At 69.5% G+C, this 12,021-nt stretch carries 12 protein-coding genes; 2 read left to right on the top strand and 10 right to left on the bottom strand.

The features are described 5' to 3' along the window. Nucleotides 1–47: 47 nt before the first annotated feature. The 10 genes from OG456_RS48855 to OG456_RS48810 all read right to left on the bottom strand — a co-directional run bounded on the left by OG456_RS48855 (nt 48) and on the right by OG456_RS48810 (nt 10,317). The gene (locus OG456_RS48855) at nt 48–260 is read right to left on the bottom strand and encodes a hypothetical protein (protein ID WP_266571548.1); all 213 of its coding nucleotides are present in this window, start codon (nt 258–260) and stop codon (nt 48–50) included. After that, nucleotides 257–1,702 (bottom strand): sulfatase, encoded by a 1,446-nt coding sequence (locus tag OG456_RS48850; RefSeq protein ID WP_266571547.1) that lies wholly within the window; start codon nt 1,700–1,702, stop codon nt 257–259. Before OG456_RS48850 ends, OG456_RS48855 begins: the two co-directional genes overlap by 4 nt. Continuing rightward, nucleotides 1,699–3,087: a glucoamylase family protein gene (locus OG456_RS48845; protein ID WP_266571546.1), complete on the bottom strand. Its 1,389-nt coding sequence runs from the start codon at nt 3,085–3,087 to the stop codon at nt 1,699–1,701. The genes OG456_RS48850 and OG456_RS48845 overlap by 4 nt, the downstream gene beginning before the upstream one ends. 30 nt (nt 3,088–3,117) lie before the next feature. After that, complete coding sequence (locus OG456_RS48840) at nt 3,118–3,930, bottom strand: fibronectin type III domain-containing protein (RefSeq protein WP_266571545.1); 813 nt, start codon at nt 3,928–3,930, stop codon at nt 3,118–3,120. 97 nt (nt 3,931–4,027) lie between these two features. Next, nucleotides 4,028–4,915 (bottom strand): carbohydrate ABC transporter permease, encoded by an 888-nt coding sequence (locus tag OG456_RS48835; RefSeq protein WP_266571544.1) that lies wholly within the window; start codon nt 4,913–4,915, stop codon nt 4,028–4,030. After that, on the bottom strand, nt 4,915–5,898 hold the full coding sequence (locus OG456_RS48830; protein WP_266571543.1) for a carbohydrate ABC transporter permease: 984 nt from the start codon (nt 5,896–5,898) through the stop codon (nt 4,915–4,917). Before OG456_RS48830 ends, OG456_RS48835 begins: the two co-directional genes overlap by 1 nt. A 4-nt stretch (nt 5,899–5,902) precedes the next feature. Then, nucleotides 5,903–7,144 (bottom strand): extracellular solute-binding protein, encoded by a 1,242-nt coding sequence (locus OG456_RS48825; protein WP_266571542.1) that lies wholly within the window; start codon nt 7,142–7,144, stop codon nt 5,903–5,905. Nucleotides 7,145–7,299: 155 nt separating this feature from the next. Beyond that, nucleotides 7,300–8,355, bottom strand: coding sequence for a LacI family DNA-binding transcriptional regulator (locus OG456_RS48820; RefSeq protein ID WP_266571541.1), 1,056 nt, complete (start codon nt 8,353–8,355; stop codon nt 7,300–7,302). Between the two features lie 235 nt (nt 8,356–8,590). Further along, nucleotides 8,591–9,424 (bottom strand): phytanoyl-CoA dioxygenase family protein, encoded by an 834-nt coding sequence (locus tag OG456_RS48815; RefSeq protein ID WP_266571540.1) that lies wholly within the window; start codon nt 9,422–9,424, stop codon nt 8,591–8,593. 266 nt (nt 9,425–9,690) lie between these two features. Next, nucleotides 9,691–10,317: a maleylpyruvate isomerase family mycothiol-dependent enzyme gene (locus OG456_RS48810; protein ID WP_266571539.1), complete on the bottom strand. Its 627-nt coding sequence runs from the start codon at nt 10,315–10,317 to the stop codon at nt 9,691–9,693. Between the two features lie 164 nt (nt 10,318–10,481). Between OG456_RS48810 and OG456_RS48805 the strand changes: the two genes are divergently transcribed. Together OG456_RS48805 and OG456_RS48800 are read left to right on the top strand one after the other, a co-directional pair. Further along, entirely contained in the window at nt 10,482–11,381 is a 900-nt protein-coding gene (locus OG456_RS48805; protein ID WP_266571538.1) for a helix-turn-helix domain-containing GNAT family N-acetyltransferase, read from the top strand. Nucleotides 11,382–11,491: 110 nt separating this feature from the next. Then, nucleotides 11,492–11,989: a GNAT family N-acetyltransferase gene (locus tag OG456_RS48800; protein ID WP_266571537.1), complete on the top strand. Its 498-nt coding sequence runs from the start codon at nt 11,492–11,494 to the stop codon at nt 11,987–11,989. Nucleotides 11,990–12,021: the final 32 nt, after the last annotated feature.

Here is a 12,021-nt window from a genome sequence, read left to right as displayed (position 1 = left end):
GGCCGCACTGCCGTCCGGCGGTGCGGCCCCCTCGTGCGTCGACGGCGTCAGCCGGCGCCGGCGCCGACGAGGACCTGCTTGTCGCGGTACGTGACCGAGGCAGGGCAGCCGTCGCCCGACGGCGAGGCCTCACCGGCTGCCGCCGCGGAGTTCAGCGACCCGCAGGCCGCCGCCAGGGCCACCCCTGCGCCCAGGCCGCCCAGGACAGTTCTGCGCCGCGCAGCGGAGGCGCCGGCGATCGGCGCGGACTGCTGCGTCATCGCGGCTCCTCGGCGCTCACGTGCTCCGGTGTGTCCAGGTAGTGCAGTTGCAGCGCGGTGAGCCGCGCCGTGAGGTCCTCGACGATCTGTGCGTACTCGGGGTCGTCGTACCGGTTGTGCAACTCGTCCGGATCCCGCTCCAGATCGAACAGCTCCCACTGCGGCGCACACGTCTGAGGCGACGCCCCGACCTGCCCCGAACCGTGGCCCGGGTAATGAATCAGCTTGTGCGTGCGGGTGCGGATCCCGTAGTTGGCCTGCACGCCATGGCACACGTCCAGATGCTCGAAGTAGCGGTAGTAGACCGCGTCACGCCAGTCCTCCGGGCGCTCGCCCCGCAGCAGCGGCAGCAGACTGCTGCCCTGCATCCGCTCGTGCGCGGGCACGTCGGCCACGTCGAGGATCGTCTGCGCGTAGTCGACGTTCGCCACCAGCTCGACGCACGACGACCCCGGCTCCACCACCCCCGGCCAGCGCACGACCAACGGGATGCGCAGCGACGGCTCGTACATGAACCGCTTGTCGAACCAGCCGTGTTCACCCAGATAGAAACCGTGGTCGGAGGTGTACGCGACCACAGTGTCGTCCGTCAGCCCGCCGACATCGAGATAGTGCAGGACACGGCCCACGTTCTCATCGAGCCCCGCGATCACCCGCAGATACTCCTTGATGTAGCGCTGATAGCGCCACTCCCGCTCCTCCCGCTCCGAAAGACCCTCGGGCACCGGCATCTTGAGGTCCTGCGGCAGCAGATCGGACATCCGCATCCGGGCCTCGGCCGCCGCGCCCGACCGGTTCGCGTAGTCGTCGTGGAGCGTGGCCGGGGCCGGAATTTCCTCGTGCTCGTACAGGTGACGATGGCGCTCGGCCGGCTCGAAGGCGCGGTGAGGCGCCTTGTGCTGGATCAGCAGCGCGAACGGCCGCTCCGGGTCCCGCCGGTCCAGCCAGTTCAGGGCCAGGTCGGTGATGATGTCGGTGACGTACCCGCTGTACTCGTGCTCACCGTCGGCAGTCAGGAACGTCGGGTCGTGGTACCGCCCGTGCTCCGGCAGGATCTCCCAGTGGTCGAAGCCGCACGGGTCACTGACGCCACCGTGCCCCAGATGCCACTTGCCGACGATCGCCGTCTGATAGCCCGCCGCCTGCAACATCGCGGGGAACGACGGCTGACGCGCGTCGAACTTCTGCCCTGGCTGCTCCAGCGTCGTCATGCCGTGCACATGGCTGTACGCGCCGGTGAGGAGCGTCGCCCGGGCGGGCGAGCAGATCGAGTTCGTACAGAAGGCGTTGTCGAACCGCATGCCCTCAGCCGCGAGCCGGTCCACCGCAGGGGTCCGGTTGATGACACTGCCGTAGGCGCCGATGGCAGGCACGGCATGGTCGTCGGTCATCATCAGGATGATGTTGGGGCGGCGGCCCTGCCCGTGTCTCGGATCCGTCATAGCCCGAAGTTCTCCTTCGCCAGCAGTGGCCGAACGCGCCGGGCGAACCCTCCGCTGCGGAACGGGCCTTGCAGCAGGCCCGGCTTGAGCACCTGGGCGAGCGCCGCCGCGATCATGCCCTGGTCCAGCGCGAGCATGTAGTCGCTGACCCGGCCCGTGTGCACGTCGACCGAGTCGCGGAAGCCCAGGCCGTCCTCATACGCCCCGAAGTCCTGGGCGATGCGCACTAGGTTGGTGACCGCCTCGTGGCGCGCGAACGGCATCGCGAGGAAGGACGCGTGCGGAGTGACCACGCCCCCGGAGGCGTAGCCGTCGACCGCCATGCCGAGGGCGTCCACGCCGTACGTGGCATAGCCGCCCGCGGGAATGTCGGCGGGCGAGAAGCCCCAGTAGCCGTACGCCTCCTCGACCATGCCGTGCTCGATCTGACTGCGCACGTAGTGCTGGTGGTTGAGCCCCCACGCGCCCGGGGACCACGCCGCCTCCGGCACGAACAGCGGCACCATCAGCGCCTCGAACATCGACCCGCCCCAGGAGGGGACGATCGTGCGGCCCCGGTACGTGTAGTGCCCGCGCCACAGCCGTACACCGTCGACCGTGACCCACTCACCCTCGGGCTGCTGGTCCTGCTCGGCGCCCGGCTCCAGCGTGCGGAAGGTGTGCCAATAGTGCTCGCCGGGCAGCGAGCCATCGGCGATACCCAGGTAACTGGCCATGCGTGGTTCGGTGTTGAGCGCGCCGTACCAGTGCGGGGTGAAGGACTCGGTGGCCGTGGAGTAACCGCCGTGCAGCTGGCCGGGGTTGGCCGCCGGATCCGCGGCGTCGTACGGCGTGTAGTAGAACGACCAGTCGGCGTCCGCGAGCAGCCGTGCCACGCGCGGGCGCAGCTCCGCGTCGGCGTCGGCGGCGATCCGCAGGCCCGTGACCAGCCAGGCGTTGTCGACCGACGACAGGAACGGGTCGACCGGGTCGCCGCTGCCCGGCCACGAAGTGAGGGTCTCGCCGGTGTAGGCGTCGTACCAGTTGAACCAGAAGCCGTGGGCACGCTCCAGCCGCTCGACGGCGGTGACGGTGCGGGCGAGGCGGCGGTGCATCGTCGTGGCGTTGATGACCCCGAGCCCGCCGGCCGCGACCGTTGCCCACTGCCCGCAACCGATGTTGGTCGGCGAGGTGTTGACGGACGGCGTGAGCCTGCTCGCCGTGACGTCCATGGTGTCCGCGGCCAGACCGAAGTCCGTGGTCAGGGCCTCGATGGAGCGGTACGTGTCGCGGAACCAGCGGCGCAGCAAGGCGTCCGTGCCGGCGCCGGCGGCCGTGGTGGCGGTGCCGAGAGCGAGGGCGGTGGAGGCGCCCGCAGCGGTGGCGAGGAAGGTGCGGCGTTTCATCCGGTCTCTTTCCATTGAGGTGCGGCGTGGTCAGATACGGGACAGACGGAGCGAGCGCAGGCCCGGCAGCGGGACGTCGAGCGACAGGGACGCGGTGCCGTCCGGTGTCGTCGTCAGCGGCGGGAGCGGCTCGTGGGGCAGGAGGCTGCTGGATGTGTCGTGGGCCCTGGGCAGGGTGTCGCTGAGTGCGCCGCAGGCCGTCTCGGCATCGGTGGGAACGGCGTCCGAGCAGTGCAGTGAGGCGGCGTACGAGGTGTCCGGGGCGAGGCCGGTCACCCGCAAATCGGCCGTGCGGTCGAGTGCCGGCGATCCCGACGACGTACCGGTGCGGTCGGCGGCCGTGTTCCACACCACGACGTGCACGTGCGAGCCGTCGTCCGTGTGCCTGGCCACGGCGCGGACCAGGGCCTGGGCGCCGTCGCCGGTGACGTGCGGGGGCGCGGTGCCGGTGGCGTCGACCGTGACGGTCACGGTCGCGAGGGCGATACCCCGCGCCTTGACGCACCCGGGAACGGGCGTCGGGGTCAGCGCGCCGGTGCCGTCGTCGCTCAGGGCCGCGATCTTGTACCAGTAGCCCCGACCGGGTTCGGCCCGGGTGTCGGCGTACGAAGGGCGGGGGAGGGGCTGTACGGGCAGGGGCTCGTAGGGGCCCTCCGCGAACGGCGAACGATGTACCACGTAATCACGGGCGCCCGGCACCGGCTCCCAGGTCAGGAGCACATGACCGGTGCCGTCCTCGGCGCGCAGTGCGGCGGGCGGTGGCAGGGTGACGTCCTGTGCCGGACGAGAGGCCCGGTCCAGGGCGCGTAGCTCGGCGTTCCTCGGTGACCTGGTCGTGAACATGGCCCGCCTCTCGAATGGATGCGCATTCATTCTTGGCGTACGGATTCACCGGTCCCCGCCCCCGTGGCACGGGACGGGAACCGGCCGGCGGGTAGGGCTACTTCAGCCCGGCGGTGGCGATGCCCTGGGTGAAGAAGCGCTGGAGAAGGACGAAGACAAGCAGCACCGGCAGCACCACGAGGAACGCCCCCGCCATCAGGACGCCGTTGGAACCGTCCGCCTGGGTCGGGTCCGTGGCGAAGGTGGCGAGTGCGACCGGCAGCGTGTACTTGCCCGGGTCGTTGGTGGCGACCAGCGGCCACAGGAAGTTGTTCCAGGAGCCGAGGAACACGAAGATCGACAGCGTCGCGAGGGCCGGCTTGACCAGCGGCAGCACAATCCGCCAGAAGATGTACCACTCGCGGGCGCCGTCCATCCGCGCCGCCTCGAGCAGCTCGTCCGGGATGGCCTGGATGAACTGCCGCATGAGGAAGACACCGAAGGCCCCGGCCGCGAAGGGCAGGATCAGTGCGGCGTAGCTGTCGATCAGCCCCATCGCGCTCATCATCACGAACATGGGCAGCAGCATGAGGTTGCCGGGCACCATCAGCGCGCCGAGCACGATGCCGAAGATCGGCCGCTTCCCGGCGAAGTTCAGCTTCGCCAGGGCGTAGCCGAGCATCGAGCAGAACAGCAGATTGCAGACGGTCACGAACACGGCCACGAGCAGGGAGTTGAAGAGCGCCTGCCCCACGTCCATGCGGTCGAGCAGTTCCCGGAAATTGTCCAGCGTCCACTCGGACGGCAACCACACCGGCGGGCTCGCGCCCAGCTCCCGCTGCGTCTTGAACGACGACAGCGCCATCCACGCGAACGGCGCGACCGTCACGATCAGCCCGAGGGTGAGCAGGACGTACACGAGCGTCCGGCGGGCGCGGGCCGCCGGGTCCCGCCGCGCCCTGCTCGCCGGGGCCGCGAGCGGGGCCCGGGTCTCAGTCGTGCTCATCAGGTCTTGTCCTTCAGGAGGCGGAGCTGGAGCGTGGTGATCGCGAGGACGATCACGAACAGGACGTACGCCATGGCGCTGGCGTAGCCCATGTGGAAGAAGTCGAAGCCCTCGCGGTACATGTGCAGCGAGATCGTCAGGGTGCTGTCCGACGGGCCGCCGTCGGTCATCACGAACGGCTCCTCGAATACGTTGAGGAAGCCGATCGTGGTCATGACGGCGACGTAGAGCATGGTGGGCCGCAGCAGCGGCACCGTGATCCTGCGGAACTCCTGGAAGATCCCCGCGCCGTCGATCCGTGCAGCCTCGCGCACCTCCGTCGGAATGGCCTGCAGACCGGCGAGGAAGAGCACCATGGCCGAGCCCATGTTGCGCCAGACGGCCATCATGATCAGGGAGGGCATCGCGAGTGTCTCGGAGCCGAGGAAGTCCGGTGTCTGGACGCCGAGTTGGTGGCCGAGGCCGGCGATCAGGCCTTCGCTGGGGTCGAGGACGAAGCGCCAGATGACGGCGACGGCCACGATGGCGGTGACGACCGGCGCGTAGAAGCCGACCCGGAAGAAGGTGCGCAGCCGGTCGATGCCCGAGTTGAGCAGCACGGCGGCCGCCAGGCCGCTGCCGATGGTGAGCGGCACGCCGAGGACCACGAAGTACCCGGTGTTGAAGAGCGCCTTGAGGAACTTGTCGTCCTGGAACAGCTTCGTGTAGTTGTCCAGGCCCACGAACTGCGCCGACAGCGGATCGGTGACGTTGCGCAGACCGAAGTCGGTGAAGCTCATCAACAGCGTGGCCACGATGGGGAAGGCCATGAAGGTGAGGAACAGGACCAGGAACGGCGTGGAGAACAGCCAGCCGGCCAGATTGTGGCGGGACAGCCGGTCCCGACGGCGCCGGTCGGGCCCGGCGCCGTCGTCCTGGGCCTTCGGCACCACTGCGTCCGGCCCGGCACCAGGCGTACCGGCCTGTGCGGTGGTGGTGCTCATGGGATCAGCCCACCAGCCCCTCGGCCGTCTTCTGCAGCGCCTTCGCGGTCGCCGCCGGGTCCGCGCCCTGCGAGATCTTCGCCAGGGCGCCCTCGACGGCCGCGGCGAACTCGTTCCACTTCTCCAGCGGCGGGATCGCCTTCGCCGTGTCGAGCGAGGTCTTGAAGGTGGCGAGCGAATCGCCGCCGCCCTTGAGGGCGGGCTCGTCCCAGGCGGCCTTGTTGGCCGGCAGCGCCTTGTCCGCCTCGTACCACTGGGCCTGCGTCTTCGGCGTGGTGAGGTACTGGGTCAGCTGCTCGGCCGCCGCCTTGTGCGCGCTGTTCTTGAACGTGACGAGGGAGGCACCGCCGACCCAGGAGGTCGAGGTCTTGTCCGCCGGGACGGGCACGACCTTGTACTTGTCCTTGATCTGCGGCTGCTGGTCGGCGATGTTACGCACCATCCATGGGCCGGACTGGAACATCGGGCGCTTGCCGGAGCCGAAGTCCTTGGTGACGTCGTACCCGGGCGTGAAGGTCTTCTTGGCCAGACCCTTCTTGAAGTAGCCGGCCCACTCGGTGAACGCCCGTATCGCCGCGGGGGAGTCGAGGGCCGGCTTGCCGTCCTCACCGATCAGCTCGCCGCCGGCCGAGTACAGGTACTGCACCCAGCTCTGCCAGGCGCCGGTGCTGCTGGGCTGCAGGTCCGTGCCCCACTCGGCGCCCGCCTTCTGGTAGGCGGCGGCGAGGGCCTGCTGCTCCTTCCAGGTGCTGGGGGCCTTGTCGATGCCGGCCTTCTTGGCGAGGTCGGTGCGGTAGTAGAGCGCGCGGGTGTCGGCATACCAGGGAACGCCGTACGCGGTTCCGTCCTTGACGTTGCTGTCCCAGGTGGCGGGGAAGAAGTCGGACTTCTTGAACGTCTTGGTGTCCACCGGCTCCAGGGCGTCCAGGGCGATGAACTCGCCCATCATCGTGGAGCCCATCTGCGCCATGTCCGGCGTCTTCTTGGCGGCGATGGCCGACACCAGCTTCTGGTGCACGACGTCCCAGCCCACCGGGGTCACCTTGACCTTGATGTTCGGGTGCTGCTTGGTGAACTCGTCGGTGACCGCCTTGAGGCGGGTGCCCTCCTCGCCCATGGCCCACACCGTGAGCGTCTGCTTCTTGTCCGCTGCCACCTGCTCGCCCCCGCCGCTTCCGCAGGAGGTCAGGGCGAGCGCCGTCACCACCACGGTCGCGGCGACGCTGACGGACTTGGTGCGTGTCATGGGGCCCTCCAACACATTCATGTATGCGCTGTACGTAAGCGCATACATGACCCTGTAGTACGACGCGGACCGACTCAAGGGGTCTGGAGGTAACGCTTCCGTAAACGTGCGGAAATCTGCGAACGCGTAGTCGGCAAAAGGCGGTTACGCCCCGCTCAGACCGTGCGTTCCCCTGCGCATCCGCAGCTCGCCCGGCGTGTCACCGTCACTGGCAGCACGCGTACCTCGGCCGCCCGGTCGCGCTGGTGGAGCCGGGCGATCAGCAGCTCCACGGCCACCTCGCCCAGGAGCCCGGTCGGCTGCCGTACGGTCGTCAGCGTCGGCCGCACCAGACGACTCAGCGGGATCCCGTCGAAGCCGGTCACGGCGATGACGTCCGGGACGGCGACGCCGCGCGCCTCCAGGGCGTGCAGCGCGCCCACCGCCATCTGGTCATTGGCGAACACCAGGCCGTCGGGCATGGCCTCGTCCCGGTCGAGGAGCTCCAGCGCGGCCTTGCGGCCCGCGGCCTGGGTGAGGTCGCCTCTGGTGTCGGGCGTTTTCGGCAACGGCAGTCCGGCCTCCAGATGGGCTGCCTGGAAGCCACGAAAGCGCGCCTCGCCGTCAGGTGAGTCGGCCGGGCCTCCGGCGAACGCGAGACGGCGCAGCCCATGGTCGACGATCAGATGCCGGGTCAGCTCCAACTGACCGTCGAAGTTGGCCACTTCGGCATGGTCGTAGCCGGCGTGCCGCTCTCCGGCCAGCAGGACGACGGGCTGCCGGCGCCCCACGACGTCGAGATCCTCTTCGGTCAGCGACTGCGCGAGCACGGCCAGACCGTCCACGCGCCCCGCCACCTCGGCGAGTTGCCGGCCGGCCTGGTCGGCGTGCGCGGCCGAGATCAGCAGCGCGTAGCCCTGGCGCCGCGCCGCACGCTCCATGCCGCGAATGACCTGGTCCGAGTAGAGCACCAGCTCCGCGTCCTCGGCGCCCGGCGCGTGCTCCGCCTCGGTGTCGTGGAAGTCGGGGAAGCAGAGTCCCAGCACTCCGGTCGCGCGGCTGGCGAGCCCCCGGGCACTGCCGCTCGGCACGTAGCCGAGTTCGCGTGCCGCGGCCAGGACCTTGTCGCGGGTCGCCGCCCGGACCGCGTCGGGGTTGCGGTAGACGCGCGAAACGGTCGCGATCGATACGCCCGCCTGTTCGGCTACGTCGTACACCGTGGGAGTGGTCATCTTGCTGTCTCGCCTCGCCCCTTCGCCCGGCACCCTGTGGCGTGCCCGGCTGCCCGCCGTCGTTGCTGAAAGCGCATTCAGCCTACGGTCGGGCCGGGTGCCGGGGCAACATACCTGGTGCTGGTGCTGGTGCTGGTGCTGGTGCTGGTGCTGGTGGGGCGGGTGGGCCGAGTGGCGACGGCAGATGGCCGCTGGCGACGGCCGCCGGCCTGGGCGCATGCGGGTTGCGGTGCCGTCAGCGGCACGCGTCGTACAGCACGGGGTTGAGCGGAGTGTCCGGGATCTGGCCGATCGCGGTGCCGGGCATCCAGCCGCGGTCCGCGGCCTGGTGGTCGTTCGTGGGCTCGGCGACGCGGATGCCGGCGTCCACGTAGATCACCGTCATGACGCGGCGTGGGACGGTGGCGCGGTTGGGCCCCGCGTGGTGGAAGGTCCACCCCCGGTGGAAGCTCGCGTCGCCGAGCGCGAACGGCTCCACGACGTCCTCGAAGTTCTGCTCGCCGACGGTCTGCTTGAGGCGGGCCTCGGACTCGTCGGAGATGGGCAGGTCACGGCCGTACGCGAAGTGGTGGCTGCCGCGGGCGAAGGCGAGCGGGCCCATCTCCACGGGGGTTTTCTGCAGCGGCAGCCAGACGGTCAGGCAGCGGTCGGAGGACAGGGGCCAGTAGTACTGGTCGGCGTGCCAGGGCGTGATGCCGCCGGACGGCTCCTTGTACAGCGCCTGGTCGTGATAGAGCCGCACCGCGGGCACCCCGAGCAGTTCGGCGGCGATTCGCGCGAGACGCCGGGAGAACACCAACTCCTTCACCTTCTCGTTGTGTTCCCACAGGTTCGTCACCTGAAGGAACGCCTTGCCGTAGGTGTCACGCTCCGCCAGCGGCAGGTCCTGGGTGTTGAGCCGGATCACCTCCGCGGTGATCGTCGGCTCGTACGCGGCGATCGTCTCGGACGTGAGCACGTTCCGCAGATGCGCGAACCCGTCCCGGTCGAAGTCCGCCACGGCGTCCGACGGCAGGCCGTCGTAGGGGCGGTCGAGTTCCGGCATCGGCGACGTCGCCGTAACGGTCATGGCGGACTTCTCCTCGCTGTATCGGCGTGGTGCTGTTCCTGCGGGAGGCAGGTCTCCACCGTCCCAGCGGACGCCCGTGGGGGCTACGCCGCCAATGACCCGTTCCGGTACTCAGTTGCCCCGTAGGCGGGGGGCCCGCCTGCGTTAGCCTGCCCGCCGTGATCGACGCCGGTCGTGTGCGCTGGTCCCGCAGGTCGTCTCCGGCCTTGTGCCGAAGTGCTCTTCCAGGCAGGCGCGCAAAGCGACTCCGATAGGAGGGAGAGGGGTCAGGCACCTTCCGCCAGGGTGGCGACGCCGGGACCGTGGAGATCGTCGAGTGCCACCCGGCGCCCCATCACGGCCAGAAGCAGAGAAAGCGCGGGCCCGTTGACCTCCGGCCCGGTTCCGATCGTCAAGTCGGCGTTAATCGCGGTGAGTTGAGTGCGCGTCAGCAGCTCCTTGGCGCCCCCGAAGGACGCCGGGGTGCGTGTCTGAAGGCGGAGTGATCTGACCACGGCCTGTGCGGGGTAGGCGCGGGTGAGGCCGAGGGGCCGGCGGATGTCCTCGCCATGGACGATTTCTTCGACGAGTCGGCTGTCGAGGGGTGCCGGAGGGGTCGATGTGCGCGATGCCACCTGACGGAACCGCTCCAGGGTCTCCTGTGGTGTGCTCCGGCGTTCACGTTCCACGCCACGGGTGTTCTGGCGGTTGAAGTCGAACCGTGCGAGGGCCAGGTCCTTCACGAACCCGAGGCGTGTGGTGCGGGCTGTGTCGACCAGGTGGGCGAGCACGTCGTGCACGGTCCATCCGTCACAGAGCGACGGCTTCAGCCACTGATCGTCCTTCAGGTGTGGGAGGTCGTCGATCAGCGCCGTACGCTCGGCGTGCACGATTGCCCAGACATCGTCCGTCACGGCTTCTCCTTCATCGGCGCAGCGTCTGTCAGCCAGGACTTCGGGGACGGCGGGAACTCATCGTCCGGCGTGCAGGGCATCCGTTCCGCGACGAGCGGCCCTGCGGTGTCCCACCTGTTCGCAAGGACTGGCTCAATTGCAATTCTCTGACTAAAGTCAGAGGTATGGGTGTGACGCAGGTAGACGCGGTGCGGCGGTTCAACCGCACGGTCACTGAACGTGTGGGCGTGCTGCACGATCACTATCTGGGCCTCGACCGGCCCGTCGCCGAGGCGCGGCTGCTCTGGGAGATCGGCGTGCGAGGCCGGGACGTACGGTGGCTGCGCGAGCGCCTCGGGCTCGACTCCGGCTACGTCAGCCGCCTGCTGCGCTCCCTGGAGACGGACGGCCTGGTGACGGTGGAGCCGCAGCCCCAGGACAGGCGGGTACGCACTGTACGTCTCACTGATGCGGGCCGCGCGGAGTTCGCCGTGCTCGACCGGCGTAGCGACGAACTGGCCAGCTCTCTCCTGGAGCCGCTCAACACCGACCAGCGCGCCCGGCTGGTCGCGGCCATGGCTGAGGTCGACCGGCTGCTGACGGCCGCGACGGTCACGCTGGACGTGGTCGACCCGGACCGCCCGGACGCCCAGCACTGCCTGCGGTCCTACACTGCCGAAGTGCGGGAACGCTTCGAGACCGGATTCGACCCCGCGCGGAGCCTGCTGCCCGACGCGGGCGAACTCCGGCCGCCGCACGGTGTGTTCCTGGTCGCCCGGCTGCACGGGGAGCCTGTCGGCTGCGCAGGTCTGAAGCTGCCGGCCGGCGCCCCGGCCGAGATCAAACGCATGTGGGTCGATCCCCGCACCCGGGGCCTCGGTCTCGGCCGCCGGTTCCTGACGGAGTTGGAGGAGAGGGCAGCCCAGCACGGCTGCGATGTACTGCGCCTGGACACCAACAAGGCGCTCACCGCCGCGATCGGCCTGTACCACTCGTGCGGCTTCCAGGAGGTCGCCGCCTTCAACGACGAGCCCTACGCCCACCACTGGTTCGAGAAGCGCATCAGCACACCGCGATCGGATTGAGGCTCCGGCAGGCCGGCGGGTTGCGTGCCGGATGTTGATCAGGCCTGGTGCGCGCGAGCAACTGCGCCGTGTGGACCACCTGCACGTCGGCCGGTTGTAGCCTCTCTCCCATGAGCTGGCTCCCGGATGACTTCGTCCACCCCGTCCATGTGCCCGTGCCCCACACCGCGCTGCACCTGCGGCCGATCCGCGAGGCGGACACCGCGCTCGACTACCCGGCTGTGATGGGCTCCCAGAAGCGGTTGTGGGAGATCTTCGGTCCGGCCTGGGCATGGCCGAACGAGACGATGACCTATGAAGAGGACCGCATCGACCTGTTGCGCCACGAGAAGGAGATAGCCGCGCACCAGTCCTTCAACTACGCGCTGCTGGACGAGGAAGAGACAGCGGTCCTCGGCTGCGTCTACATCGATCCGCCCGAGCGCACCGGCTCCGACGGCGAGATCTCCTGGTGGGTGGTGGACGACCTCGTCGGCAGCGAGGCGGAGCGCGCGCTCGACGCGCTCGTGCCCGAGTGGATCGCCGCCGACTGGCCCTTCCGGAAGCCCCGCTGTCTGGGCCGGGACATCACCTGGCAGGAGTGGCTGTCGCTGCCGCCCGCCACTTGACCAACCGATGCTTCAACGCGGCCCGGACCGGC

This window comes from Streptomyces sp. NBC_01446 (assembly GCF_026340095.1).
Classification (GTDB): Bacteria; Actinomycetota; Actinomycetes; order Streptomycetales; family Streptomycetaceae; genus Streptomyces; species Streptomyces aureus.
This window is presented reverse-complemented; position numbering and strand designations above follow the sequence as displayed.